We start from the raw sequence: 25,931 nt of genomic DNA on the forward strand, positions 1-25,931 counted from the left end.
TGAATATCGCCTCATGACTACTATTTGGTATGAGCAAAAATTTCTCGCCGGCGATCGGCGGCGGCCACGGTTCACGGGGGGATCGCACTCGGAATCGGGCGGTGATCGGCATTCCCGTTCCCCTCGAGCAGGCGAGCTGGCGGGTGTGGGAGGGGCAGGCGCACCTGCTGTCCCTGTCGTACACGCAGCACCTGCAGTCCGCCGGGGCGACAGTCGTCCTGATCCCTGTGCCGACCGAACCGCGGCAAGGATTCGAGCAGGATGCCGCCGACGTCGTATCCCGCCTCGACGGCCTCGTCCTCGCGGGGGGTGCGGACATCGATCCGGCGAGGTATGGAGCCGACGTAGCGCCTGAATCAGGCCCTTTCGACGGAGCCAGGGATGCATGGGAGGCAGCGCTCATCGAAGCGGCGATCAGTGCGGGAGCGCCGGTATTCGGCATCTGCCGAGGCTTGCAGCTGCTGAATGTCGTGCTGGGCGGCACGCTCATCCAGCATCTTCCGGCGGTCGTCGGCAGCGCGATCCACAACCCGGCCCGAAACGCATTCGGCGAGCATCGCGTGCGCACCGTCGAGGGGAGCTGGTTGCGCGGCGCCATCCACGAAACGGCCGATGTCGCGACCTACCATCACCAGGCGATCGATGAGCTCGGGCGCGGGCTCGTCGTCACCGCGCATGCCGATGACGGCACGATCGAGGGCATCGAAGATCAGCGTCGAGGCCTGATCGGGGTTCAATGGCACCCCGAAGCGAAGGCTCATGGCGGCGTCTTCCGCAGCTTCGTCAAGCTCTGCGAGACGCGCCGGGAGCAACCGGGGGAGGCCCCGACCGCGTCTGCGGAGATCTGAGCTACCAGCACACCCACCGCACGCCGACGGCGCCTCGACGTCGATGCGCCGTCGGCCGCACAGAGAAGGAGAACCTCCGATGAAAGCAGCAGTACTCGAACACGAGCGAAGCGACCTGATCATTCAGGATGTCGAGGTCGGCAGTGTCGGTCCGCGCGAGGTGCTCATCCGCACCGCCGCGGCGGGTCTCTGCCACAGCGATCTCAATCACCTCAACGGCGTCTTCGAAATACCCCGGCCCTCCGTGCTCGGGCATGAATCCGCGGGGGTGGTGGTCGAAGTGGGGGCCGACGTCGAGGACTTCGCGCCCGGCGACCACGTGATCACCTGCCTCGCAACATTCTGCGGGCATTGCGATCGCTGCCTCTCGGGCCGCTCCTACCTCTGCGAGAGCACGGAGAGCCGGCGCGGCCCTGGCGAAGCGCCGCGGCTGCATCGGGACGGCGCGGAGATGCACCAGTTCCTGAACGTGTCGAGCTTCGCGGAAACGCTCCTTGTGCATGAGAGCGCCGTCGTGCGCATCGACGACCGCATGCCGCTCGACCTCGCCGCGCTCATCGGGTGCGGTGTGACGACGGGTCTCGGCGCGGTCTTCAACAAGGCCCGCGTCGAGCCCGGGCAGACCGTGGCGGTGCTCGGGTGCGGGGGGATCGGTCTCAGCGCCATCCAGGGCGCGCGCATCGCGGGCGCCTCCGAGATCATCGCGATCGACCTCAATGCGGAGAAGCTCGGTGTCGCGAGGCGGCTGGGGGCGACGCAGGTGCTCGCGCCCGAAGACGGCGATCTCGCCGAGCAGATTCGCGAAGTCCTCCCGGACGGCGTGGATCATGCGCTCGAGGCCGTCGGCGTCGCAGCGACCGCGACAGCGGCGCTGGAGAGCCTGGCCGTCGGCGGCACCGCCACCATCATCGGTTTGATGCCCGCCGGCCGCACATTCCCGGTCCAGGGGCGCCTGCTGCTCGACGACCGCAAGCTGCAGGGCGCCTACATGGGGGCGCAGAACTTCCGTGTCGCCATGCCTCGATACGTGTCGATGTATCTCGACGGCCGGCTGGATCTCGAAGGCATGGTCAGCTCGCGCATGCGGCTCGAGGACGTGAACCGCGGCTTCGACGCCATGCGCAAGGGGGAGGCGCTGCGAGACCTCATCGTCTTCGACGAGGCGTAAGCCGCAAGCGCCTGCGGCATCAAGCAGATCGCCCCCGCTGAGAATCTCAGCGGGGGCGAACTGCTTCGGGCGCGGCTTCTAGAGCTCGTCGAACATGTGGCCCATGTCGGCCCAGACCTGCTTGCGGTTGGCGCGGATCCAGAGCGCGAGCAGGAGGCCCACGGCGAAGATCGCGATGCCGACCCAGGGTACGAGGCGCATGCTCATGGGGATCTCGGCTCCCGGCTCCGACGGGATGAAGGAGAAGTAGAGCCCGCCGATGATCGCGACGATCGAGAACAGCGCAGCGGCCGCTCCCGCCCACACGAACTTCGGGGAGCGGTTGCGCAGGCCGTGGAGGATCGCCGTGATGCCGAGCATCACGTAGACGAAGATCACCACGGGAGTGCCGTAGCCGAGCAGCAGCGAGAACGCGTACTGGCCTCCGGTCGTGTAATCGTCGATGCCGCCCACGAGCGCCACCTGAACCTCGTACGGGGTCAGCAGTACCGGGCCGCCGATGAGCAGGACGATCAGGATGATGACCAGGAGCATCGAGTTCCACGGGGTGTTCCACCGCGGGTGGAGCCGGCCGAGCGCCTGCGGCAGCACGCCCTCGCGCCCCATGGCGAACAGTACGCGCGAAGTCGCAGTGTGCAGGCCGAGAGCGCAGAAGAGGCTCGCCCCGGCCGCGGAGGCGAGCACCAGCGCGGAGCTGAGAGTGTTCGGCGCCACTGCCGCGAGACCGGTCGCCGCGAGCGGCCAATCGGTGGTGGCCTGCTCGACGCCGAATCCGATGGCGGTGGCATAGGTGACGATCAGGTAGAAGATGCCGGCGATGACCACCGAGCCGATGACGGCGCGCGGAATATTGCGCTTCGCGTCTTTCGTCTCCTCCGAGAGCGACGCGGAAGACTCCGAGCCGACGAACGAGAGCATCGCGAAGCCCATGCCGAAGAAGATGCCCATCCAGGGGACGTCGACGGCGGGCGGCCAGAAGACGGCCATATCGAAGTGCGCTCCGGCCGATGCGATCGGAGTCTCGCCGTCGACGACGCTCGCGTCGGGCGACCCGATGGCGATCACGATGAACGAGACCGTGAGCATGATGACCATGCTCACGAGGAGGAAGATCAGCTGGTTGCGCGTCGATACCGCGACGTTGAAGAAGTTGAGCAGCGCGATGATGGCGAGGCCGATCAGCGTGAACCAGTACCAGGGAATCGTGCCGCCGAACAGGAGGTCGACGAGGGTCGACATGAAGAAACCGAAACCGGCGAGCACGCCGCCTGCGAAGAGCAGGTAGGCGGCGACGTATCCCCAGCCGCCGACGAAGCCGGTGGTGCGGTTGCCCCCCTTGCTGAGGTAGGTGTACATCGAGCCGGAGGAGGAGATGGTCCTGGCGAACAGTGCGACCACGGATCCCACGCACAGCATTCCGAGCGCTCCGAGAAGGAAGGAGAGCGACGTTGCTCCTCCAGCCTTGATGGCGGCTTGATAGGTGATGAACGCCCCCGACATTGCGGGCGCCATCACCGACAGGCTTTGCGCGATGACATCCTTCAAACCGAGCTTCTTCTGAAACTCCTGGACCTGTTGGCCCGCCGTAGTAGTCATTCCGACTCCTCATGATCAAGACGAGAAACGCCCCGCCGGGGCGCGATCTGCTCCGCAGATTATGGCCACCGTATTTGGGCTGAGAATATAGAGCAAGGGAATCGATGAAGTCGTCCTATATTATGGATATCCACGCCATGAAGTGGATGAAATGCCCATATAAAGGGCTTGCCATTTGGTTGGAAGTCGGATTCACCGCGGCCGGCCATGGGCGACTCGGCCGGTACGGCATTCGACGAACGCGAAGAAGGAATAGGTGAAATTGAAGATCGCACTGCTGCATCTGAGTGATCAGAGGCCTCACATCCCCGTGTACCACGGCGCTCTGCTCGAGCTGGGCACGGCGGCGAAGACGGCGGTCACCGCGTTGGGCTGGGAGTGCGAAGCGGTCGCAGGGAACGATCTGCCGCTGCACGAGTCCGTCGCTGTCGCGGCGGATGCCGACGCCATCGTGATTCTCGGCGGCGAGGATGTGGCCCCGGAATTCTACGGAGGCACACGGGAGTACGACGGAAGCGGGGAGTACCTGCTGCGCGCCGATGCTGCGCATCTCATCGCCGTGCATACCGCGCTCCGTGCCGGACAGCCGGTGCTCGGCATCTGCAGGGGGCTGCAGCTGATCAACGTCGCCCTCGGCGGCACGCTGATCCAGCATCTCAAGACCGGTGGGCGGCATCGCCTCTCGGCCCCCGGGATGCAATCGTTCGCGACGAATGCCATCGAACTCGCTCCGGACGGGGACTACGACCAGGACCTGGTCGCTGATGCCGTGCGATGCTCGCACCATCAAGCCATCGATGCGCTCGGCGAGGGCCTCGTCGTGGCGGGGCGTGCGCATGACGGCATCATCGAGGCCGTCGTGCACGAGAGCGCTCCGATCACCGGTGTGCAGTGGCATCCCGAACATCCCGAAACGGCGGCCGAGCAGCTGACACCGCTGCTGCGCCGTCTCGAACGTCAGGCTGCGCAGCGCTAGATCTGATCCTGCTGCAGCAGCCTCGTCGCGAGCAGGATCTCGGGCCAATGGCTCTCCTGGCCGAGATCCGATTCGATGAGCGTCGACGCGCGCGAGAGCCGCTGACGCAGGGTGTTGCGGTGGATGAAGAGCGCTTCGGCCGCGTTGGCGATCGAACCCCCGTGCAGCGCGAAGACCTCGACCGTCTCCACGAGCTGCGTGCCGTGCTGCTGATCGTATTTCAGCAATGGCCGCAGCCTCTCGCAGTACTGCTGCACGCCTGAGCTGAGCTCGTAGACCAGGCGGGGGAGATCACGAACGGACTGGATGGAATCGTAGGCCATCACCTGCGGGGCCTTGCGCGTGGAGGAGAAGCTCGCCCACGCGAGTGCCGCCCGAGCCTGGATCAGCGCATTGCGAATACTGTTCGTGCGGATCGTGCTCTGACCGATGCCGATATCCGCGCTCATGCCGATCGTCTGCTCGAGACGTGCGAGCCACTGGGTGATCCGAGTCAGTGCGGTCGATTCCGGTGCCGAAAGGTCGACCTGCACCAGCAGCACGACCAGCGTTCCCGATTGCGCGAGGAGCGTCTCGGGCCCCAGCTCGGAGAGCACCGACTCCTGCACGATGCGCCCGAAGGTTTCGACATCGGCGCCGAGCCGTTTGACCTGGACCAGCGCGGGGATGAATCCGTTCCCTTTCCACCCGAGGTACTTGAGGCTCTCGAGCATCTGGTCCTCGCGGTCGGAGGCGAGCAGCGCCATCATCTGCGCCGCCCGGTTCGGCGCGACGCCGATGTTCTCGATGAGTACGCCGACCTGCGTAGCGAGCATGTTCAGCCGATCGGTTTCCTCCTTCGTGAACTTCCGCGATCTGAAGCAGGTCAGCACGCCGTGCGAGATGCCGTATCCGAGCGAGGCGGAGATCTGGTCGTACCCCTTGCTCTCGTACCGCTTCTCGACGTCGCGGGCCTGATGCTTCGAATGGCTGAGCCATACCTTGGGGCGCTCCGGATCGCCGAGCCTCTCGGCCACGGCGATCGGTTCGGTCGCCATCGAGAGCCAGCCGACGTAGTTGATGATGCAGGCGTCGGCGTCGAGCAAGGTCAGAATGCGCCGTGCGCATTCCCTGGCGGCGGCGGGGAACGATACGCCCGATAGGGGCGGGAGGTCGATGAGGAAGCGGGCGGTGGCGGACTGCAGCTCGAGTTCGCGCACGGTCTGAGCGCGCTTGAGGGCGCTCGCGAGCAGCAGGCCGACCTCTTCGGCGATATCGAGCTCGGCCTGCCCGAACGCGTGCCGTTCGACGGAGTAGATCGCGAAGACGCCGTAGAGCGCCTCCTCGTCGTAGATCGGTACCGTCAGCACCGACTCGAACGCGTCTTCTGCGACCCCGTCGAGCGAGATGAAGCGGGGGTCGTCCCGGTAGCCCTCGTTGATGAGGATCGGTTGGCGGCGCAGTGCGCTCCAACCGGTCAGGCCTTCCCCCAGACGCATGCTGATGTTGCTCGCGGAGTATCCGAGATCTGCGTGCGTCATCGTGCGCAGTTCGAGACGCTCGGAGTCGGGGTCCCAGAAATAGACGAACACGCTCATCTCGCCGGTAGCTCGAGCGACCAGGTTGACGGCGGCTTCGACGAGCCCGGCGGGCTCCTGCTCCTGGGAGAAGATCCGCACGAGCCCCGAGAGCACATCGGCCCTGCGCTGCGCGAACTGCACTCCCGAGTCGCGGGGGGCAACAGGATCGTCCAAGTGCTTCATCCTCTCATCATCGAGCGATCGAACCGTCTTCGAACTATCGGGCGGCGAAGCACCGTAGGTCTCCCCATCGTAGCGGCGCCTCAGTAGACGTCCTTCGCATAGCGGCCCGCGTCGCGCAGAGACTCCAGGGTGATGCTTCCGCTCCCGCCGTCTCGTTCGGAAGTGCTCGTCTCGAGGACGGCGGCGAGCGCCTTCTCGACATCGTGCGCCATACGGTTCTTGTCTCCGCAGATGTAGATGTGCGCGCCGCGCGCGAGCCAGGACCGCAGCTCCTCCGCTTGCTCGGCGATCTCGTGCTGGACGTAGTGCTTCGTGTCGCCGTCCCGGGAGAAGGCGAGGCTGAGGCGCGTCAGCACTCCGGCCTCCTGCCAGCGGATCATCTCGTGCTCGTAGAGCCAGTCGCTCGAGCGATGCTGATCGCCGAAGAAGAGCCAGGCATCGTTCTTCCGCTCGCGCCCCTCGATGGACTGCAGGAACGAGATGAACGGTGCGACTCCCACGCCGGGCCCGATCATGATGACGGGGGCATCGTCTTCCGGGAGACGGAAATCGTGGGCGACGATCCGGCGCACCGAGACTTCCTGCCCCAGTGCGGAGTCGAGGTGGTGAGTACCCGTTCCGAGGTGCAGTCGACCCCGGGCATCGTAGGAGATCGTCGAGACGGTGAGGCTGAGCCTGCCCTGCGCGGCCCGAGGGCAGGAAGCGATCGAGTACGAGCGCGCCTGCACGGGGCGCATGACGTCGACGATGGCCTGCAGGTCGGTCCCGGCGAACCCGAGTTCGGTGACGATATCGAGCACGTCGCGGCTCCACAGCCAGTCGTCGATCTCGTACCGCTCGCCGGAGTCGAGCAGGTTGCGGATACGATCGGCGGCCTCGGACGAGGTGATCCTGCTGACGAGCGCATTGATGAGGCCGATGTGGGGGAGCCTGAGCTCGAGCCGGTCGGTCAACGCCTCGCGCAGGTCGAGCTGTTCATCGGCGATGCGCACTGATTCGATGCCCGGGAACGCGGTCAGCCACTCCGCGACGAGCTTCGCGGAGTTGCGCGGCTTGATCTCGACCGAATCGCCCGGCAGGTACTCGAAGTCATCGGGGAGTTCGAGATCGTAATGGACGACCTGCTTCCGGGAGCCCGGCGCCGTGAGACTGCGGCTGCTCGAGATGCGCGCGGTGCGCCACGCCTCGGCGGCTGTGGCGAATTGCTGCGCTGTCTCGGTATCGACCAGCACCTGCGCATCCGGCTCCCACGGGGAGACATCGGGCACGGCCGCCAGGAACGTCTTCACCCAGGGAGCCGCGGTCATATCGAAGTCGACATCGCATTCGATGCGTTCCTGGATCGTGGTGGCGCCCAGCGCCTGGAAGGCGCCGTCGAAATCCTGACCGGCCTTGCAGAAGTCTTCGTACATCGAGTCGCCGATCGCGAGCACGGCGTAGGGGAGTCCGGCGTACTGGCCGGCTTCGCAGGTCTGCAGCCAGGACCAGAATGCATCGGCGTTCTCGGGCATATGGCCGTTGTCGTGGGTGGATGTGACGATCAACAGGCGCTGCCACGAGAGCGTGTTCTCGCTCAGGGCGTCGTCGAGGGTGAGGAGCTCGGTCGAGATGCCGGCCCGCTCCGCGTCCTGGGAGATGTTGTAGGCGAGGAACTCGGCATTGCCGGTCTGGCTGCCGTACAGGATCGTCAATTCTGCGGCGGATACTGAAGTCATCAATACTCAATTCGTTTCTGCGGGCCGGCGACGGTGCCGATCGCGGTTCGAATGCCCGTCCGGGCTCGAGGTCGTTTCCACTCTCGAGGAAAAGGCCCGGCTCCACGCATGCAAACGGCACTGAAGCGTGCCGGCGTATGTGCGCGATGCACATATTGATCGCCGTGCCGTCTGGTCTGATGTATCCGCGTCGAACCGGCACCGGTGCGCGGTGCTCGGGCCGATCGCCGAACACGACGGAGTTTCAGAGGAGGACTGAGCCATATGGATGGAGCGACTGGGGCGGTGCACTCGCGACCGCGCGTGCTCGTGCTGCAGCCCGACCGCGACTGCGGGCCCGCACGCATCGAGCGATGGGCCCGCGCTGCGGGTGCCGACCTGGACGTGCGACTCGCCGATATCGCGGGCGCGATCCCGGAGACGCTGCAGGGATACGACGGGCTGATGGTGCTCGGGGGCGACATGGGCGACGGGGACACCGAAGCGTTCCCCTGGCTCGAGGATCTGCGCGCGCGTTTGCGCGAAGCCCGGCGCGATCGGATCCCGGCGCTCGGCATCTGCCTCGGCGGCCAGCTGCTCGCCTCGGCGCTCGGCGGCGCAGTGCGTCGGGGCGCTGCAGGGATCGAGACCGGTGTCGTAGAGATCACCGTGACCGAAGTCGCCGCGGGCGATCCTCTCATGCGCGGCCTTCCGCCGACCTTTCTCACCGGGGCGATGCACGGCGATGCCATCACCCGCCTGCCCGACGACGCGGTGCTGCTGGCAGCGGGCGCCCGTTACCCGCATCAGGCGTTCCGCAGCGGTTCGACCTGGGGCGTGCAGTTCCACCCGGAGATCGGGCTCGAGGAATACGCGAACTGGCGCGACGCCGTGTCCGCGACGATGCCCGACTTCCTGCCGGAGTTCGACGGCACCGTTGCCGAGTTCGCGCGTCTCCAGGACGAAGTGGGGCCGGCGTGCGAACGGTTCGTCACGAACTTCCTCGGAGTCGTGGCCGCTCCACGCGGCTCGCGGCGAGCGGATCGCGAATGACCGCAGGCGGCCCGCTGAACGAGGTTCCACCGTGCCGCCTGCACCGCGCCACGGACGGCTATGTACAGAATGCACAGTCTGCCGGGGGACGGTTTCAATACGGTGGACCGTGCACTCACTGCCCGTACGAAAGGTAAGTCACTAATGAACAATGGAGTTCGTGGATACGACCCCTCGACCGACTTGAAGCGCTACTTCGTCGAGAACGAGATCAGAGTCGTCAAAGTCGGTGCCCCCGATATGGAGGGCATCTGGCGCGGTAAGCGCATCATGGCGGAGTTCTTCCTCAAGACCGTCGCCACGGAGGGAAGCCATTTCAGCGACCTCCTCTTCGGCTGGGACGTCCAGGGCGAACCGATCCCCGGATTGCAGTACACCGGTCCCCACACCGGCTTCCCCGATCTCGCGCTCATCCCGGACCTGTCGACGCTGCACGTCGTGCCCGGCGAGCCCGGAGTCGCCGCGGTGATCTGCGATGCCTTCACGCTCGAAGGCGACCCGATGCCGCTCGCTCCCCGCGAGATCCTGCGACGGGTCGTGCAGCGCGCCGAAGCGGCCGGCCTGCGCACGCTCTGCGCCTACGAGTTCGAGTTCTACCTCTTCGAGGGCACACCCCGAGAGCTCGCCCGAGGCGGCTATCGCGACCTCGTGCCGATCAACGACGGCGTGTACGCCTACAGCATCTGCCGCGACAGCGGCACCGACTGGCTCATCGGAGACATCCGCGACCGCCTCGCCGAGATCGGCGTCTTCATCGAAGCGAGCAACAGCGAGTACGGCCCCGGGCAGTACGAGGTGAATATCCACTACGGCGAGGCGCTCTCGGCGGCCGACAGCGCTCTGCTGCTGAAGAACACCGTGAAAGAGGTCGCGGCCGAACACGGATACACCGCATCGTTCATGGCGAAGATCAAGAACGATGCCGCGGGCAACTCCGGCCACGTGCATATGAGCATGAACTCGCCGGAGACCGGTGCGACCCTGTTCTCGAACCCGGAGGACGGCCGAGCGCTCAGCGAGATCGGTATGCACTTCATGGCAGGCGTGCTCGAGTACTCGCACGAGATGACCGCGCTGTACCTGCCGACGCCGAACGCCTACAAGCGCGTCGAGGGCGGGCAGTTCGCCGGCTCGAATACGTCGTGGGGAGTCGACAACCGCACGGTCGCGGTGCGCTCGATCCCGTCCTCCGGGCCGTCGGCTCGCGTCGAGAATCGCATCGCCGGCGCAGACGCGAACCCGTACCTCGTGCTCGCGGCCACGATCGCGAGCGGCCTCGAGGGCATCGAACGGAAGCTCGACCCGGGAGCGCCGGTCGTCGGCAATGCCTACGATCTCGACGCCGATGAATCGATGCGCCTGCCGAACACGCTCGACAAGGCCGTCGACCAGTTCTCGCGGAGCGAGATGGCGAAGAAGTACTTCGGCGCCGACTTCGTGGAGCACTACTCGCAGATGCGGCGCTGGGAGGCGCACCAGTCGCGCATCGCCGTCACGCAGTGGGACATCGAACGCTACCTCGAACGCATGTAGGCGACCGTTCCACACCCCTCTTGAACCGCCGGACCCCGACGCCCTCGCGAAGCCCGAAGGCTGCGGTCCGGCACCGAAGAAAGGACCCGATCATGGCCAAGACCACCGAAGACCTCAACGAATTCAGCTACCACGGCGACCACCTCGACACCATCTTTGACGACTACGAGGTCATGATGAACGAGTGCCCCGTGGGGCGCAGCAAGAAGTACGGCGGGTTCACCTTCCTCGCCAAGAGCGAAGACATCTTCGCCGCCGAGCAGGATCCGGAGACCTTCTCGGTACGCCCCACGATGCTGCTGCCCGACCTCGGCATCGACTTCCCGATGGTGCCGATCGACGTCGATCCGCCCGAGCACACGGCGTATCGCAAGATCTTGCTGCCGCTGTTCACCCCGATGAACATCGCGAAGCTCGAGCCCGGTATGGTCGAGACCGCGCGAGCACTCGCAGAAGAGGTGCTCGCGGAAGCGGCAGCGAACGACGGTATCGCGGACCTCTCGAAGGGGTTCGCCCGCCCCATGCCGACGATCATCTTCAGCCGTCTCTGCGGGTACCCCGAGGCTGACTGGCCGAAGTTCGACAAGTGGGTGGACGACATCCTCTACGAACGCACCGAGCATCCCGAGGTCGCCCGCGCCGCGAGCGACGAGGTCATCGGGTACTTCCGCAACATGATCGAAACCCGCCAGGCCGACGGCGGCGAATACACCGACCTCATGGACAAGATCATCCATTCGAAGATCGACGGACGCGCGCTCACTCAGGAGGAGATGATCTCGTACGCCTATCTCCTCTTCGTCGCCGGCCTCGACACCACCGCATGGGCGCTGCGAGCCTCCCTCTGGTACCTGGGCCAGAATCCGAAGGCCCAGCAGCAGCTCCGCGAGAACCCCGACCAGGTGCCGATCGCGGTCGAAGAGTTCCTGCGCACCATGTCACCGGTGCAGGCGATGGCGCGCAAGTGCACGCGCGACACCGCCGTGCAGGGGCACGAGATCAAAGCAGGCGAACGGGTGGTGCTCGTGTTCGGCGCGGGCAACCGCGACCCCGAGATCTTCGAAGACCCGAACACGATCAAGATCGATCGCGAGGACAACCGGCACCTCGCATTCGGCGGCGGAGTGCACCGCTGCCTCGGGTCGAATCTCGCACGCAAGGAGCTCATCATCGGTCTGCAGGAGTTCCTGGCGAAGGTGCCCTCGTTCGAGACCGTCGGCGACCAGGTCTGGCACGGAGTCGGCCCCCTCGCCGCTCGCATCGGGACGGAGTGATCATCATGGCGAAGGAACTGTACATCGATCTGAACCGCTGCCAGGGTCATGCCCGCTGCTGGGCGCTCGCCCCCGAGACCTTCGGCATCGACGACGAAGGCTACAGCTACGTACTGCCCGGCCGCGAGGGCTCGGTCGACGAGGAGAACGTGCGCAAGGCTATCAAGAACTGCCCGGAACGAGCCATCATGCTCCGAGACGTCGAAGGCGCACCATGATCGCCGACGAGTACGACATCGTCGTCATCGGCGCCTCGGTCGCGGCCGAAGCGTTCGGCAACCGCCTGCGCGAACTCGGTTACAGCGGCGAGCTGCTCGTCGTCGACCGGGACCCGAGCATGCCGTACGAGCGACCGCCGCTCTCCAAACGCTTCCTCACCAGCCCCGAGGATACGGAGATCGCCGTCGAGTGGCAGGGGATCGCTCCGGTGATCGCAGCCGAAGCGACGGGCGTCGATCCCCTGGCATCGACCGTCGAACTGCGGTTGGAAGAGAGCGGCGAGACCAGGCGGGTGCGCTACGGTCGCCTCGTCATCGCTACCGGAGCATCGCCGGTCAGTCTGCCCATCGAACCGGAGGGAGTGCTTCGCCTGCGCACGCTCGGCGACGTCGAACGCATACGCCGAGCTGCAGGCGACGGCGACCGCGTCGGCATCATCGGCGCCGGCGCGATCGGATCGGAACTCGCGACCTCGCTCGTCGGCAACGGCGCAGAGGTCGTGCTTCTCGACAAGGCCGACCGGCCGCTCGAACGGCTGCTCGTCGGCCACCTCGGCGCCGACGTCGCGTCCTGGCTCCAGGCGATCGGCATCGATTGCCGATGGGGGGCCGATATCGAACAGATCACCGGCGGTCCGGGCGACTGGACCATGATCCTCGGCGACGGCAGCGTGCTCGCCTTCGATGCGCTCATCAGCGCGGTCGGTGCGCGGCCGATCACCTCCTGGCTCTCCGACAGCGGCCTCCTCACCGACGGGCAGCTCGTGTGCGACGAACGGGGGCGCGTGATGACCGGGAAAGCGGTGCACGAGACCGTCTTCGGCATCGGCGATGTCATCACCCGGCAGACGGTATCCGGCGAACGCATCCGAACGGAGAGCTGGACCGCTGCCGCCGAGCACGGCACGCACCTCGCCGAGACGCTCATCGGCCGCGAACCGAGTGCACCCGAGATGCCCTACTTCTGGACGGACGTCGCCGGTCGCAAGATACAGGTGCTCGGCACGCTGAGACGCGACGGGGCGATCGAAGTCGAATTCGAGAACCCCGGCCGCGGAGCCATCCTCTACCGCGTCAGCGGCGACGACGGCAGCGAAGGCTGGATCGGCGTCAACGCACAGCCCCAGATCGCCATGCTCCGCATGGCACGTTAGGACACGGACCCATGACCAGAACCATCCCACCGATCATTCTCCAGCGCTCGTACATCGATGGCGAATGGATCGCGCTCGAAGACAGCGGCCGACCCCTCTGCGACCCGAACACCGGCGAAGTGCGCCAGCAGAAGCTCACCACCGCACCTGCGGACATCGAGCGTGCGCTCGCCGCAGCGCATCGTTTTTCGGAGGGCGGCCGAAGCCGCGAGATTCAGCTCGACGCGCGCGTCGAGCTGATGGAAGCATTCGCCGATGCGCTCGATCGCCGTCAGGAGGAAGTCGCGTATCAGGATTCGATCAACACCGGCTGCCCGATCGCAACGGCGAAGATCATCGCCTCGTCGCTCGGCGACCGCGTGCGGTCGGTGGTGCGCGAGGCGATCGAACTCGGCGAATCCGTCGAACTGGGCACTCCCGACTACCCCGTACGGTTGCTGCGCGAACCGATCGGCCCGGCGGTCATCGTCGCCCCGTGGAATGTGCCCTCGTTCACATCGTCGGGCAAAGTCGCCGCTGCGCTACTCGCGGGCTGCCCGGTGCTGCTGAAACCGTCTGAGAACACCCCGAGCGGGGTGCAGCTGATGGCGGAGATGCTGATCGGTCTGATCGAGGAACGGGGGCTTCCGAAGGGGTACTTCCAGCTCCTCCAGGGCGGCTCGTCGATCGGTACCCTGCTGACCGGGGACCCGAGGATCGGAGCGCTGGTGTTCACCGGAGGCGTCGACACCGGCAGGTCGGTGGCAATGAGCGCGGCCTCCGCCCTTGCTGTGGCGCAGATGGAGCTCGGATCGAACAACCCAGTCATCGTCCGGCACGACGCGGATGTGGCCGCCGCCGCCGCATCGCTCGTACAGGGCACGACTCGGGTCAACGGCCAATGGTGCGAGGCGCCCGGCAAGATCCTCGTGCACGACTCGCTGCACGACGACCTGGCATCCGCGATTCAGACGGAGTTCGCCGCGCTCCGCATGGGCGACGGACTCGATGAATCGACGCAACTCGGGCCCCTCGCATTCGAGCGCCATCGCGACGCGCTGCAGCACGAGGTCGCGCGGCTCGAAGGCCTCGGCGGCTCGCTGCTCGGGCGCGATGACCTGCCGGATCTGGGCGGATGGTTCCTGAACCCCGGCGTCGTCGTCGGCACGGCCGCGGAAGACGCGACGACCGAACTCTTCGGGCCGCTGCTCACGATGCACGCGTACACCGACGAACTCGAAGCGCTGCGTCACGCGAATGCGCCGACCGGCGGGCTCGACGCCTACGTCTTCAGCGGCGACATCGATGCGGCACTCGACCTCGCCTCCCGCATCCGTGCGGGCGAGGTGCGCATCAACGGGACGTTCATGTCCGACCTCGCCGACGGGTCGCAGCAGACTTTCTGGGGAACGAGCGGTATCGGCGGGCACGGGCCGCAGTACGGCGTCCGCTTCTTCCTGGGGGACCGCGTGGTGGGCGTCGACCGGGGCGGCTTCGCGCTCTGACCGGCACGCCGCCGTCTTCGAGTGGCTCGCCGAGGGGCTTCAGCGACCCGGCGGGCTACTCGGGCGAGACCTCGAAGCGCTCGCCCGACCAGCGGCGGCGCAGCCAGCGGTCGTGCGACGCGACCACCACCGTGCCGGGGTAGCGCTCGAGCGCCGTCTCGAGGGCGTCGATCAGGCTCAGCGAGAAGTGGTTGGTCGGTTCGTCGAGCAGCAGGATCTCGGGCGGGTCGGCGAGCAGCACGGCGAGCGCGAGCCGGCGCTGCTGCCCGACGCTGAGCGTCGATACCGGCCGGTTCAGGTCGCGGCCCGCGATGAGCCCGAACGCGGTGAGCGGCACACGCTCCGCAAGACCGGTATCGCCCGTCCGCTCGCCGACGAGGTCGGTGTACGCCTGCAGCACGGTGCGGCCGTCGCCGCGCCCCCGCGGGTCGGCGAGCTCGATCTCCTGCGACAGCAGCTCGACCCGGTCGCCGCTCGAACGCGTCACCTGCCCGGTATCCGGGGAGAGCCGGCCCGCGAGTATGCCGAGCAGCGTCGACTTGCCCGCACCGTTCGGCCCGGTGATGAGCCAGCGCTCGCCGCGGCTGATGCTGAGTGAATGCGGCACGAGGCGCTCGGCGGAAGAGACGTTCGTCGCCACGAGCACGGGCTCCAGCGCACCTGAACCGGTGCCGTCTCCGCCGGCGCCCGATGCGCCGGCGCCCGATGCGCCGGCGCGCGGTGCGCCCGCGACCGTGAGACCGCGGAACTCGAGCTCGACCGGAGGCTTGCGGATCTGCTCCGCCTCGAGCTGCTCGAGGCGGCCGCGCGCATCGTTCACCCGGCGCGAGACGACCTTCGCGTTGCGGTCGCCGTAGAACTTCTGGGCGATGCGGCTCTCCGTGCGGGGCTTCCAGTCAGTATGCCCGACGGTCTGCTGCCCCGAGACCGAGGCGCGCATCTTCGCGATCGCGGCCTGCTCGTCGCGGTACTGCCGCTCCCAGCGCGCCCGGGCGTCCTGCCGATCGGCGAGATAGTCGCTGAAGCCGCCGGTGAAGCGGGCGGCGCCGATCCCTGTGCCGCTGCCGTCTTGCACGAGCGGGCCCGAGACCGCGTGCGGAATGGGCGAGGGGTCGAGGTCGATGAGCGAGGTCGCGGTCTCATCGAGGAAGGCGCGGTCGTGGCTCGCGATGAGCACCGGCCCCCGCCAGGCCGCGAGTGCGCCCACGAGGAACGCGGTCGCGGCATCGTCGAGGTGGTTCGTCGGCTCGTCGAGCAGCAGCACATCGGGGGAGCTGAGCAGCAGGCAGGCGAGACCGAGACGCGCGCGCTGCCCGCCCGAGAGGGACCCCGCCGCCCGCGATCGATCGAAGGCTCCGAGGCCGAGACCGTTCACGGTCGCGGCGATGCGCGCGTCGACCTCCCACGCCCCGAGGCGTTCGGCGTCGTCGAGGGCGCGGGCGAACGCATGCTCGATCTCCGGGTCGTCGGGGTGCTCGGCCATTGCGCCGCCGAGCTCGCCGACCGCGGCCGCCGCGTGCCGCACGGGCGCCACCGACCCCTCGAGCGCCTCGTCGATCGAATCCTCGAGCGCGAACGGCGGCTCCTGATGCAGCAGGCCGATCGTGGTCGCCGCGCCGCCGGGCGATTCGACCGAGACTGTGCCGACGCGATCGTCGAGCAGCCCCGCGATCGCGCGCAGCAGCGTCGACTTGCCCGAACCGTTCTCGCCGATGAGGCCGACCCGCTCGCCCGCCGAGACGGTGAACGAGATGTCGGTCAGTACGCGCCGCCCGGCGTAGGAGTGCGAGACGCCATCGACCCGCAGGTGCGTGCGTGCGTCGAATGCAGATGCTGAATGGAACATGAAACCCTTGAGATCGTCGAGTGACCTGCCGGGCGCGCGAAAGGGCCTCGGACGCAGGTGCGTGTCGATGGTCAGGAGATCATGCGCAACAGCGTAGCAGAAGACGCGGCGCCTCCGTACGCGGAGGAACGAGAAGCGCCGCTCAGAATGGGACGCCCGACCGCAGGATCACGTTCGCATAGGGGCGGGCCTCACCGGTGCGCACGATGAACCGGCAGTCGGCGGTGAGCCGCTTCAACTGCTCGTGCGACACCTGTTCGAGCCCGGGGAAGCGCTCGCGCAGCGCTGGTCCCGCCGCATGGTCGTCGGCTTCGACCGCGGCGATGGCGTGCTCGGTCACGACCTCGGCGGTGAGGGCGTCGAGCACGTCGAGGAACCCCGGCACACCGGCGACCACCGCGAGATCGATCACGCGCACGCCCGGCGGGATGGGCAGCCCGCAGTCGGCGACCGCGAAGGTATCGGTGTGCCCGAGCGACCCGATCGCATACAGGAGGTCGCGGCCGAGGATTCCGGATCGTTTCATCGCATCTGCCTGCTTCCGTCCATCGGGTGTTCGTGGCCGGCTGCCCGGGGCTCGTCACTCGTCGTCGTCGGCGTCGTCGTGCCGCACCTGCACGGAGCGGATGCCCGGCACTTCGTGGAGCTTCGGGATCAGCACTTCGAGCGGGGGCTTGCCCTTGAACCGCACGTCGAGTTCGACGATGCCGGTGTGCTCGTGCTTCTCCGAGCGGAGGATGTAGGCCGAGAAGCCGACCTCCGCCGCATCGGTGAGCACCTGCCGGAGCGTGCCGCTGCCGTCGAGATAGACGAGGTGCAGCACGCGGTTCGAATCGCGGTTCGGCAGCTTCGCCACCAGGGGGCCGACAATGATGAGGGCGAACATGTGCGCGGCGGTGAGTCCGACGGCGAGCATCACCATTCCAGCGCCGCACGCCATGCCGACCGCCGCCGCAACCCAGACCGTGGCCGCGGTCGTGAGGCCGCGCACCACGTCGCGCCGCGTGAAGATGACGCCGGCGCCGAGGAAGCCGATGCCCGAGACCACCTGCGCCGCGATGCGCGAGGGATCGCCGCCGGTCGCATGGCCGAGCAGCGGTTCGAACCCGTACGCAGACACCAGGGTGAACGTGGCCGAACCGGTGCCGACGAGCACATGGGTGCGGAACCCGGCGGCCTTTTGGCGGAACTGGCGTTCGAGGCCGATGAGGCCGCAGAGCACGAACGACGCGGCCAGCAGCCCGAGCTGCAGGCCGGAAGTCGGAGTCCACCACGGCATGGCCCCAGGATAGCGAGCCCCGGTCCGATCGGAACAGGGCTATGCGCGTCCCCGGTCGCGGCCCTTCGCGAGCTCGCCGAGACGCACGACGACGACGCCGCTGATGATGAGAGCAGCCCCGATCCACTGCATGCCCGTCGGCAGGATGGCGAGCAGCACGATCGTCCAGAAGATGCCGAAGAGGGCCTCGGAGTACCCGGTGAAGCTCGACAGCGTCGCGCCGAGGCGGCGGGAGGCCGCGACGCCGAGCACGTAGGGAGTGGCGGTCGAGATCACGACGAGCCCCGCGACGGCGACGACGGGGGAGACCTCGGCGCCCGCGATCACGACCGGGGCGTCGGCCACCTCGAACGGCAGGATGCCGGTGAGCGAGACGCAGACGAGCACGACCGCGCCGAGGCCCAGACCGAGGCCGACGAACGGGATCGGCGGGATGCCGTGCGAGGCCTGAGCGCCGGCAGCGTAGTAGGCCGCGTTGCCGATCGCGGCGACGAGACCGAACACGATGCCGAGCGGATGGAGCGCGGCGCCCCCGCCGCCGATGCCCGAGATCGCGAGCAGCCCGCCGACCGCGAGCACGGCTCCGACGAGGGTCAGCGCCGACGGCGCCATCCGGGTGCGCAGCCAGACCCACAGCACCAGGAGCACGGGGCCCATGAACTCGATGAGCAGCGCGAGGCTCGGCGCGATCAGCTGCACGGACATGAAGAAGGCGAGCTGGCAGATCGCGACCGCGAGCAGACCGAAGAGCAGCACCGATTTCCAGCCGTGCCGCAGTAAGGACCAGCGGCCGCGCATCGAGACCACGGTCGGGACGAGCAGCACGAGCGCGGCCAGCACGAGGCGCGTCGTCGTCGTCGCGCCGGCCGACCATCCCGCCGCCATGAGGGCGCTCGCGAAGATGCCGGAGAGCGCGAACGTCGCTGCAGAAGCGATGGCGAGCAGGAAGCCCGCGAGCGGGAATCCGCCCGTGCTGTTCGACGTGGCCACGTTCGCCCCTATCTGTAGTTCCCGATGCGAGCGTAGCGCGTCATACGGCGCAGCATTCGCACGCGCTCCCGACCCGGCCCGATCGCGCTCGGCTACGCTGGGAGCATGCCGAACGAGACCATCACGAACGAGCTCTCCGAGACAGCGAAGATCGCGCGGGACCTGATCCGCATCGACACCACGAACCGGGGCGGCGGCGACGCGAATCCCGAGCGGCCGGCGGCCGAGTACGTCGCCGAATACCTGCGCGGCCTCGGCCTCGCACCGCAGATCTTCGAATCGGCTCCGGGGCGCGCGAGCCTCGTCGCCCGGGTCGTCGGGGCCGAGCCCGAACTGCCGGCCCTCGTGCTGCACGGGCACCTCGACGTCGTGCCGGCCGACCCCGCGAACTGGAGCGTCGACCCGTTCGCGGGCGTCGTGAAGGACGGCATGCTGTGGGGCCGCGGCGCCGTCGACATGAAGAACATGGACGCCATGATCCTCACGGCGATCGCCGAGCTGCAGCGCGCGGGGGAGAGGCCGCGACGCGATGTGATCCTCGCCTTCTTCGCCGATGAGGAGAACGGCGGCGAATACGGCGCCCGCTACATGGTCGACCACCACCCCGAGCTGTTCGCAGGGGCGAAGACCGCGATCAGCGAGGTGGGCGGCTACTCGATCGACATCGACGGCACCCGCGCCTACCTCATCCAGACCGGCGAGAAGTCGCTCGACTGGATCAGGCTGCGCGCCCGAGGCACGGCCGCGCACGGCTCGCGCGTGTGGCGGGACAACGCCGTCACGCGGCTCGCCGAGGCGATCGCGGCGCTCGGGCGGCACGAATGGCCGCTCAGGCTCTGCGACACGACGCGCGAACTCGTCGACGAGATCGCCCGCATCCTCGGCGAAACGCCGGGGGAGCGCGACCCGGAGGAGCTCGTCGTACGCCTCGGCGCAGGCGGCGGCTTCATCCAGGCGAGCCTGCGCACGACGAGCAATCCGACGGTGCTGCAGGCCGGGTACAAGCACAACGTCATCCCCGACACCGCCGAGGCGCTCGTCGACGTGCGATCCCTGCCGGTCGACCAGGCCGGCGTGCTCGACGAGATTCGCGCGATCGTCGGCGACGACATCGAGATCGAGAGCGTGCACTCCGACGTCGGCCTCGAGACCCCGTTCTCGGGCGAGCTCGTCGACGCCATGGTGGCGAGCCTGAAGCGCGAAGACCCCGAAGCGCGGGTGCTGCCGTACCTGCTCTCGGGCGGCACCGACAACAAGTCGCTGTCGCGCCTCGGCATCGCGGGCTACGGCTTCGCGCCGCTCAGGCTGCCCGCCGATCTCGACTTCCCCGGCATGTTCCACGGGGTCGACGAGCGCGTGCCGCTCGACGCGCTCGACTTCGGTCATCGCGTACTCGTCGACCTGCTGCGCAGCTACTGAGCCGTCACCTGGGTTAGTCTGGACGGCGGCCCGCACCGAACCCGCACCCGCGCGCCTGCGCGTGCGACCGGGCCGGCGCGACTGCCGCGCCCGGAAAGGAACACACGAAGCGATGAATTTTCTCGAGGCGATCATCCTGGGCATCGTCCAGGGGCTGACCGAGTTCCTGCCGGTCTCGTCGAGCGCGCACCTGCGCGTCGCGAGCGAGCTGCTCGGCATCGGCGACGCCGGGGCGGCCTTCACCGCGATCACGCAGCTCGGCACCGAGGCCGCCGTCGTCGTATTCTTCTGGCGCGATATCGTGCGCATCATCGGGCGCTGGGCGCGATCCCTGGCGGGAAGCGTGCCGCGCAAGGACCCCGACGCGCTCATGGGCTGGTGGATCATCCTCGGCACGCTGCCGATCGTCATTCTGGGGCTGCTCTTCCAGGATCAGATCGAGACCACCCTGCGCTCGCTGTGGTTCGTCGCGACCACGCTCATCGTCTTCGGTCTGCTGCTCGGCCTCGCGGACTGGGTCGGCAAGAAGCAGCTCCCGATCGAGGGCCTCACCTGGAAGCACGGCCTCATCTACGGCCTCGCCCAGGCGCTCGCGCTCATCCCGGGCGTCTCCCGCTCGGGCGGCACCATCACCGCCGGCCTGCTCATGGGCTACAAGCGCGAAGCCGCGGCCCGCTACTCGTTCCTGCTCGCCATCCCCGCGGTCTTCGGTTCGGGCCTCTACCAGCTGTACAAGGTGCTCAGGGAGCCGAGCGGCGGCGCCCCCATGTCGATGACCGTCGTCGCGACCGTCATCGCGTTCGTCGTCGCGATCTTCATCATCAAGTTCTTCATGAGCTACATCTCGAAGCGCAGCTTCATGCCCTTCGTCGTCTACCGGGTGCTGCTCGGTATCGCCATCATCATCCTGCTCGTCACCGGGGTGCTCACCCCGACCGGCGGAGCAATCGCCGGCGGCGCCGCGAACGCCGCGATCGGAGCCGCACTGTGAGAACCTGGACCCCGCCCGACATTCCCGAGCTGCCCGGCGAGGGCGTGCTGCCCCGCTTCTACAACACGGCGACGGGGCGCATCGAGCACCCGGGCATCTCCGAGGGCAAGGCGCGACTCTACGTCTGCGGCATCACCCCGTACGACTCGACGCATCTCGGGCACGCCTTCACCTACCTGACGTTCGACATCATGCAGCGCGCCTGGCGCGACGCCGGCATCGAGACGGTCTACTCGCAGAACATCACCGACGTCGACGACCCGCTGCTCGAGCGCGCGAACGCGACCGGCGTCGACTGGCGCGAGCTCGCCGATGACCAGATCGGCCTCTTCCGTTCCGACATGCACCGCCTCGGCATGATCCCGCCCGAGCACTACGTCGCGGTGACCGAGCGCATCGACGAGATCGCGGCTGCGGTGCACGGTCTGGTCGAGCGCGGCTACGGCTACTCGGTGCCCACCGACGATTCCGCGGGCGACGACATCTACTTCGACACCGTGACCGCGAGCCGCGAGTCGCAGTGGCGCCTCGGCGACGTCGCCTCGTCGATGGATCGCGAGACGATGCTGCAGCTGAGCGCGGAGCGCGGCGGCGACCCCGATCGGCCCGGCAAGCGCGATCCGCTCGATCCGCTCCTTTGGCGCGCGGCGCGCGCCGGCGAACCGAGCTGGGACTCAACGGTCGGCCCCGGCAGGCCCGGATGGCACGTGGAGTGCTCGGTCATCGCGGCCGGCACGCTCGGCGACGCCTTCACGGTGCAGGGGGGCGGTTCCGACCTGGTCTTCCCGCACCACGAGTTCACGGCGGCGCACGCCACCGCGCTGTCGGGCACGCCGCTCGCCCATGCGTACTGCCACGCCGGCCTCATCTCGTACCAGGGGCACAAGATGTCGAAGTCGCGCGGCAACTTGGTGTTCGTCTCGCGCCTGCTCGAGGGCTCGCACGCCGGGCAGCGGGATCGCGCCGCGGACCCGTCGGCGATCCGTCTCGGGCTGCTCGCCCACCACTACCGCTCTGAGTGGGAGTGGCACGATGAGGACCTCGGCGTCGCCGAGCGCAGGCTGGAGGCCTGGCGCGAGGGGCTCGGGCGACGCAGCGGCGACCCCGCATCGAGCGTCGCCGTGCTGCAGCAGCTGCGCGCCGCGATCGCGAACGACCTCGACACCCCGGTGATGCTCGCGACGCTCGACGCCGCCTTCGACCGGGGCGTCGACGATGCCGAGTTGCTCGCCGACGCCGTCGACGCGCTGCTGGGCGTCAAACTCTAGGGAGAAAACGCAGCGCGTTTTCTCGAGTTTGACGCCGCGGCCACTGCCGCGGAACTCTCGGGAGAAAACGCAGCGCGTTTTCTCGAGTTTGACGCCGCGGCCACTGCCGCGGAACTCTCGGGAGAAAACGCAGCGCGTTTTCTCGAGTTTGACGCCGCGGCCACTGCCGCGGAACTCTAGGGAGAAAACGCAGCGCGTTTTCTCGAGTTTGACGCCGCGGCCTCTGCCGCGGAACTCTCGGGAGAAAACGCAGCGCGTTTTCTCGAGTTTGACGCCGCGGCCTCTGCCGCGGAACTCTAGGGAGAAAACGCAGCGCGTTTTCTCGAGTTTGACGCCGCGGCCTCTGCCGCGGAACTCTCGGGAGAGAACGCAGCGCGCCGTGCTTCACCCGAACTTCGGCTCTCACCCGAACTTCGGATCGAAACGTCGATTCTCATCCGAAATTCGGGTGAGAGCCGAAATTCGGGCGGGCCGGGGCCGGCGGAGCGCCTACTCCGCGGATCCGTCGTCGTCCGCGTCGCCGTCGGAAGAGTCGGTGCCGGTACGGCCGGGCTTCGGCTCGCCGTCGCGTCCGCCCTCCAAGAACTTCTCGAACTCGGCCGCGAGCGCGTCGCCGGTGGTCTCTGCGGCGAGGGCCTCGTCGCGCGAATCCTCGAGGCTGCGGATGTAGCGCGACATGTCCTCGTCGCCCGCAGCGATGCGATTGATGTTCGATTCCCACTCGTTCGCCTGCACGAGCAGGTCGCCGCGGGGGATCACGATGTCGAGCAGCTCCTCGAGCTTGTCGAGCAGCGCCAGCGTCGCTTTGGGCGACGGCGAGCTGTGCACGTAGTGGGGCACCTGCGCCCAGAGCGAGACGGTCTCGAAGCCCGAGGCGACGAGCGCGAGGTCGATGACCGTCGAGATGCCGACGGCCCCTTCGTAGCTGCTGCGCTCGGCGCCGGTGTCGGCGCGCAGACGGGCGCTCTCGGAGGTGAGGGTCGTCACGATCGGGCGGGAATGCGGGGCGTCCGAGAACATCGAGCCGAGAATGATGACGACGTCGATGTCCCAGCTCTCGAGCATCTCGACGACGTCGTCGGCGAAATTCTGCCAGTCGCGCGAGGGTTCGACGCCGGCGAGCAGGAACAGGTCGGTGACGGGCGAGCCGTCGATGCGTCGGACCGTCTCGGCGGGCCCGTCGATGGCATCGTCGGGATCGCGCCCCTCGCGACCGGTGCCGATGAGACGTGTGTCGGGCCAATCGAGACGGCGGTCGCCGTGCTCGTCGATCGAGATCTTCGGACGATGCACCTGGAAGTCGACGTAGCCCTCCGAACCGATCGCGTGCAGCACCTCGCCGCCCATCAGATCGCCGAGGTGCTGCAGCACCTCGGTCGTCGCGTCTCCGGCGTCGCTCCAGCCCTGGAAGGCCATGATGAGCACGCGGGGGCGGCCGATCGGGGCGTCGGTCTCGGTCACGGGGCGGGACTCCTTCGGATGGTCGGTGCGCACGGCGGGGCGGTGCCGCCGGGTTCGCTCCAGACTATCGGCTGCCGCCGGGGCGCGCGCTAGGATGGACCGGATGAGCACTTTCTCGAATACGCAGGCGCCCGCGGCCGTGCTTTGGGACATGGACGGCACGCTGATCGATACGGAACCGCTGTGGATCGAGGCCGAGACCGGCCTCCTCAACCGGTACGGCATCGAGATGACCGATGAGATCAAGTCGTGGCTGATCGGCGGCGGACTCCGCAATTCGGCGAAGCGGTTCCAGGGTCTCGGCGTGCCGCTCGAGGTCGACGAGATCGTCGACGCCTGGGTGACCGGCGTCGTCGAGGGCCTCGCGGTGCGCGGCGCCGACTGGCGGCCGGGGGCGGTCGAGCTGCTGCACGAGCTGCAGGCGGCGGGCATCCCGTCGATCATGGTGACCGCGGCGGCGCGCCGCAACGCCGAAGCGGTCGTCGGCATGCTGCCCGAGGGGCTCTTCTCGGGCATCGTCTCGAGCGACGACGTCGAGTTCGAGAAGCCGCACCCCGAGCCGTACCTGCGCGGCGCCGCGCTCGCAGGCGTCGCGATCGAGGACTGCGTCGCGCTCGAGGACTCCCCGAACGGGCTGACCGCGGCGAAGGCATCGGGAGCCGTGACCTTCGGCATCCCGAACATCGTCGACCTCTCGGCCGCGCCGTCGCACGAGCTGTGGCCGACGCTCTCGGGCGTCGGCGCGGCCGAGCTCGCCGCACGCTTCCGGGCGCACCGCGCCGAGGGCTCCGCGGTCGTCGCCGATCCCTCTGCCGCATCGGGGCCCGCCCTCAGCGGCCCGTTCGGCTACGGCGACCGCGTGCAGCTGACCGGCCCCAAGGGCCGCATCAACACGATCTCGCTGGTCGTCGACGGAGAGTTCCACAGCCACCATGGCGTCATCGCCCACGCCGACCTCGTCGGGCTGCCCGACGGGTCGGTCGTCGCGAACAGCGGCGGCGAGGAGTACCTGGTGCTGCGCCCGCTGCTCTCCGACTTCGTGATGTCGATGCCCCGCGGCGCGGCGATCGTCTACCCGAAGGATGCGGCGCAGATCGTGTCGCTCGCCGACATCTTCCCGGGCGCCCGGGTGGTCGAGGCGGGCGTGGGCTCGGGTGCGCTGTCGCTGCACCTGCTGCGGGCGCTCGGCCCCGAGGGCGAGCTGTTCTCGTTCGAGCGGCGCGAGGAGTTCGCCGAGATCGCCCGGGCCAACGCCGAGGCGTACGCCGGTCGCGCCCCTGAGAACTGGACGGTCGCGGTCGGCGACCTGCAGGATGCGCTGCCGGCGGCATGCCCCGCAGGTACCATCGACCGCGTCGTGCTCGACATGCTCGCGCCGTGGGAGTGCGTGGACGTCGCCGCCGAGGCGCTGAAGCCCGGCGGGGTGCTGATCTGCTACGTCGCGACCGCGACGCAGCTCTCGCGCACGGCCGAGGAGCTGCGGCGCAGCGGGCTGTTCACGCACCCGCAGTCGTCCGAGACGATGGTGCGCGGCTGGCACGTTGAAGGGCTCGCCGTGCGCCCCGACCACCGCATGGTCGCGCACACCGGCTTCCTCATCACCGCGCGCCGGCTCGCCCCGGGCGCCGTGCTGCCCGAGCTGAAGCGCCGCGCGTCGAAGAGCGACTTCAGCGACGCCGACATGGCGAGCTGGCTGCCCGATCTCGGCGGAGCCGACTCGAACGAGGTGTGGGTGCCCGAAGCGGTCGGCGAGCGCGCGAAGAGCGACAAGATCCTGCGCAAGAAGGGCCGGGAGGCCCGCCGCATCGCCGACGCGCGCGAGACCGGCGGCACGACCGCTCCGTGATCGTGCGCGGCCGCCCCGAACGATCCGGTTCGTGCCCAGCCTGCTTTCGATAGGATGGTCGGGTTCGCCCACGCCGCCACCGGCTCTTCCG

General features: G+C 68.1%; 21 protein-coding genes and 1 pseudogene. 14 read left to right on the top strand and 8 right to left on the bottom strand.

Annotation, left to right across the window (positions count from 1 at the left end; translation table 11 throughout):
* Nucleotides 1-101: 101 nt before the first annotated feature.
* Both NHL51_RS09515 and NHL51_RS09520 read left to right on the top strand, forming a co-directional pair.
* The gene (locus NHL51_RS09515; protein ID WP_434143252.1) at nt 102-848 is read left to right on the top strand and encodes a gamma-glutamyl-gamma-aminobutyrate hydrolase family protein; all 747 of its coding nucleotides are present in this window, start codon (nt 102-104) and stop codon (nt 846-848) included.
* 79 nt (nt 849-927) lie between these two features.
* Nucleotides 928-2,016 (top strand): Zn-dependent alcohol dehydrogenase, encoded by a 1,089-nt coding sequence (locus NHL51_RS09520; protein ID WP_434143253.1) that lies wholly within the window; start codon nt 928-930, stop codon nt 2,014-2,016.
* A 78-nt stretch (nt 2,017-2,094) separates the two neighbouring features.
* Here the strand turns inward: NHL51_RS09520 and NHL51_RS09525 are convergent, their stop codons facing one another.
* Entirely contained in the window at nt 2,095-3,612 is a 1,518-nt protein-coding gene (locus NHL51_RS09525; protein ID WP_434143255.1) for an APC family permease, read from the bottom strand.
* Between the two features lie 256 nt (nt 3,613-3,868).
* Here NHL51_RS09525 and NHL51_RS09530 point away from each other — a divergent pair, with 256 nt between their 5' ends.
* Nucleotides 3,869-4,588, top strand: coding sequence for a gamma-glutamyl-gamma-aminobutyrate hydrolase family protein (locus NHL51_RS09530; RefSeq protein WP_434143256.1), 720 nt, complete (start codon nt 3,869-3,871; stop codon nt 4,586-4,588).
* Here the strand turns inward: NHL51_RS09530 and NHL51_RS09535 are convergent.
* Nucleotides 4,585-6,321, bottom strand: coding sequence for a helix-turn-helix domain-containing protein (locus NHL51_RS09535; RefSeq protein ID WP_434143258.1), 1,737 nt, complete (start codon nt 6,319-6,321; stop codon nt 4,585-4,587). The two genes, NHL51_RS09530 and NHL51_RS09535, sit on opposite strands and share 4 nt — an antisense overlap.
* 89 nt (nt 6,322-6,410) lie before the next feature.
* Nucleotides 6,411-8,045, bottom strand: a complete 1,635-nt coding sequence (locus NHL51_RS09540) for a diflavin oxidoreductase (RefSeq protein ID WP_434143260.1) — start codon at nt 8,043-8,045, stop codon at nt 6,411-6,413.
* 264 nt (nt 8,046-8,309) lie between these two features.
* Between NHL51_RS09540 and NHL51_RS09545 the strand changes: the two genes are divergently transcribed.
* The 6 genes from NHL51_RS09545 to NHL51_RS09570 all read left to right on the top strand — a co-directional run bounded on the left by NHL51_RS09545 (nt 8,310) and on the right by NHL51_RS09570 (nt 14,740).
* Complete coding sequence (locus tag NHL51_RS09545; protein ID WP_434143262.1) at nt 8,310-9,077, top strand: type 1 glutamine amidotransferase; 768 nt, start codon at nt 8,310-8,312, stop codon at nt 9,075-9,077.
* Nucleotides 9,078-9,221: 144 nt separating this feature from the next.
* Nucleotides 9,222-10,610 carry a glutamine synthetase family protein gene (locus NHL51_RS09550; protein ID WP_434143266.1) on the top strand — a complete coding sequence of 463 codons (1,389 nt, stop codon included), beginning with the start codon at nt 9,222-9,224 and terminating at the stop codon, nt 10,608-10,610.
* Nucleotides 10,611-10,702: 92 nt separating this feature from the next.
* Nucleotides 10,703-11,884 carry a cytochrome P450 gene (locus NHL51_RS09555; protein WP_434143268.1) on the top strand — a complete coding sequence of 394 codons (1,182 nt, stop codon included), beginning with the start codon at nt 10,703-10,705 and terminating at the stop codon, nt 11,882-11,884.
* A gap of 5 nt (nt 11,885-11,889) precedes the next feature.
* On the top strand, nt 11,890-12,102 hold the full coding sequence (locus tag NHL51_RS09560) for a ferredoxin (RefSeq protein WP_434143270.1): 213 nt from the start codon (nt 11,890-11,892) through the stop codon (nt 12,100-12,102).
* Nucleotides 12,099-13,256 (top strand): NAD(P)/FAD-dependent oxidoreductase, encoded by a 1,158-nt coding sequence (locus tag NHL51_RS09565; protein WP_434143271.1) that lies wholly within the window; start codon nt 12,099-12,101, stop codon nt 13,254-13,256. Before NHL51_RS09560 ends, NHL51_RS09565 begins: the two co-directional genes overlap by 4 nt.
* Before the next feature lie 11 nt (nt 13,257-13,267).
* Nucleotides 13,268-14,740 (top strand): aldehyde dehydrogenase family protein, encoded by a 1,473-nt coding sequence (locus NHL51_RS09570; protein ID WP_434143273.1) that lies wholly within the window; start codon nt 13,268-13,270, stop codon nt 14,738-14,740.
* A 55-nt stretch (nt 14,741-14,795) separates the two neighbouring features.
* Here the strand turns inward: NHL51_RS09570 and NHL51_RS09575 are convergent, their stop codons facing one another.
* The 4 genes from NHL51_RS09575 to NHL51_RS09590 form a co-directional block, all read right to left on the bottom strand.
* A complete protein-coding gene (locus NHL51_RS09575; RefSeq protein WP_434143275.1) occupies nt 14,796-16,586 on the bottom strand; it encodes an ABC-F family ATP-binding cassette domain-containing protein in 1,791 nt (596 codons plus the stop codon).
* 142 nt (nt 16,587-16,728) lie between these two features.
* On the bottom strand, nt 16,729-17,112 hold the full coding sequence (gene rbsD, locus NHL51_RS09580) for a D-ribose pyranase (protein ID WP_434143277.1): 384 nt from the start codon (nt 17,110-17,112) through the stop codon (nt 16,729-16,731).
* A 54-nt stretch (nt 17,113-17,166) separates the two neighbouring features.
* Complete coding sequence (locus NHL51_RS09585; protein WP_434143278.1) at nt 17,167-17,865, bottom strand: MgtC/SapB family protein; 699 nt, start codon at nt 17,863-17,865, stop codon at nt 17,167-17,169.
* 39 nt (nt 17,866-17,904) lie between these two features.
* Nucleotides 17,905-18,855 carry an EamA family transporter gene (locus NHL51_RS09590; protein WP_434143280.1) on the bottom strand — a complete coding sequence of 317 codons (951 nt, stop codon included), beginning with the start codon at nt 18,853-18,855 and terminating at the stop codon, nt 17,905-17,907.
* A 105-nt stretch (nt 18,856-18,960) separates the two neighbouring features.
* On the opposite strand from NHL51_RS09590, the gene NHL51_RS09595 reads away from it, so the two are divergent.
* The 3 genes from NHL51_RS09595 to mshC all read left to right on the top strand — a co-directional run bounded on the left by NHL51_RS09595 (nt 18,961) and on the right by mshC (nt 22,533).
* Nucleotides 18,961-20,274 carry a M20/M25/M40 family metallo-hydrolase gene (locus NHL51_RS09595; protein ID WP_434143282.1) on the top strand — a complete coding sequence of 438 codons (1,314 nt, stop codon included), beginning with the start codon at nt 18,961-18,963 and terminating at the stop codon, nt 20,272-20,274.
* A 112-nt stretch (nt 20,275-20,386) separates the two neighbouring features.
* A complete protein-coding gene (locus tag NHL51_RS09600) occupies nt 20,387-21,265 on the top strand; it encodes an undecaprenyl-diphosphate phosphatase (RefSeq protein ID WP_434143284.1) in 879 nt (292 codons plus the stop codon).
* Nucleotides 21,262-22,533 (top strand): cysteine--1-D-myo-inosityl 2-amino-2-deoxy-alpha-D-glucopyranoside ligase, encoded by a 1,272-nt coding sequence (mshC, locus tag NHL51_RS09605; protein WP_434143285.1) that lies wholly within the window; start codon nt 21,262-21,264, stop codon nt 22,531-22,533. The genes NHL51_RS09600 and mshC overlap by 4 nt, the downstream gene beginning before the upstream one ends.
* 489 nt (nt 22,534-23,022) lie before the next feature.
* Here mshC and NHL51_RS09610 read toward each other — a convergent pair whose 3' ends face one another.
* Nucleotides 23,023-23,994: a PAC2 family protein gene (locus NHL51_RS09610; RefSeq protein WP_434143287.1), complete on the bottom strand. Its 972-nt coding sequence runs from the start codon at nt 23,992-23,994 to the stop codon at nt 23,023-23,025.
* A gap of 103 nt (nt 23,995-24,097) precedes the next feature.
* Between NHL51_RS09610 and NHL51_RS09615 the strand changes: the two are divergent.
* Nucleotides 24,098-24,655 (top strand): annotated as a pseudogene (locus NHL51_RS09615) (HAD family hydrolase); the annotation flags it as partial.
* A 21-nt stretch (nt 24,656-24,676) separates the two neighbouring features.
* The gene (locus NHL51_RS09620; protein WP_434143617.1) at nt 24,677-25,840 is read left to right on the top strand and encodes a tRNA (adenine-N1)-methyltransferase; all 1,164 of its coding nucleotides are present in this window, start codon (nt 24,677-24,679) and stop codon (nt 25,838-25,840) included.
* Nucleotides 25,841-25,931 lie beyond the last annotated feature (91 nt).

The sequence above is a fragment of the Leucobacter sp. gxy201 genome, assembly GCF_051043335.1.
Taxonomy (GTDB): Bacteria; Actinomycetota; Actinomycetes; order Actinomycetales; family Microbacteriaceae; genus Leucobacter.

What these genes read in the sequence shown, in the direction of transcription:
- NHL51_RS09520 (WP_434143253.1), top strand. Translation starts at nt 928, where the DNA reads ATGAAAGCAGCAGTACTCGAACACGAGCGAAGCGACCTGATCATTCAG.
- NHL51_RS09525 (WP_434143255.1), bottom strand. Translation starts at nt 3,612, where the DNA reads ATGACTACTACGGCGGGCCAACAGGTCCAGGAGTTTCAGAAGAAGCTC.
- NHL51_RS09540 (WP_434143260.1), bottom strand. Translation starts at nt 8,045, where the DNA reads ATGACTTCAGTATCCGCCGCAGAATTGACGATCCTGTACGGCAGCCAG.
- NHL51_RS09545 (WP_434143262.1), top strand. Translation starts at nt 8,310, where the DNA reads ATGGATGGAGCGACTGGGGCGGTGCACTCGCGACCGCGCGTGCTCGTG.
- NHL51_RS09550 (WP_434143266.1), top strand. Translation starts at nt 9,222, where the DNA reads ATGAACAATGGAGTTCGTGGATACGACCCCTCGACCGACTTGAAGCGC.
- NHL51_RS09555 (WP_434143268.1), top strand. Translation starts at nt 10,703, where the DNA reads ATGGCCAAGACCACCGAAGACCTCAACGAATTCAGCTACCACGGCGAC.
- NHL51_RS09560 (WP_434143270.1), top strand. Translation starts at nt 11,890, where the DNA reads ATGGCGAAGGAACTGTACATCGATCTGAACCGCTGCCAGGGTCATGCC.
- NHL51_RS09565 (WP_434143271.1), top strand. Translation starts at nt 12,099, where the DNA reads ATGATCGCCGACGAGTACGACATCGTCGTCATCGGCGCCTCGGTCGCG.
- NHL51_RS09570 (WP_434143273.1), top strand. Translation starts at nt 13,268, where the DNA reads ATGACCAGAACCATCCCACCGATCATTCTCCAGCGCTCGTACATCGAT.
- NHL51_RS09575 (WP_434143275.1), bottom strand. Translation starts at nt 16,586, where the DNA reads ATGTTCCATTCAGCATCTGCATTCGACGCACGCACGCACCTGCGGGTC.
- rbsD (WP_434143277.1), bottom strand. Translation starts at nt 17,112, where the DNA reads ATGAAACGATCCGGAATCCTCGGCCGCGACCTCCTGTATGCGATCGGG.
- NHL51_RS09585 (WP_434143278.1), bottom strand. Translation starts at nt 17,865, where the DNA reads ATGCCGTGGTGGACTCCGACTTCCGGCCTGCAGCTCGGGCTGCTGGCC.
- NHL51_RS09595 (WP_434143282.1), top strand. Translation starts at nt 18,961, where the DNA reads ATGCCGAACGAGACCATCACGAACGAGCTCTCCGAGACAGCGAAGATC.
- NHL51_RS09600 (WP_434143284.1), top strand. Translation starts at nt 20,387, where the DNA reads ATGAATTTTCTCGAGGCGATCATCCTGGGCATCGTCCAGGGGCTGACC.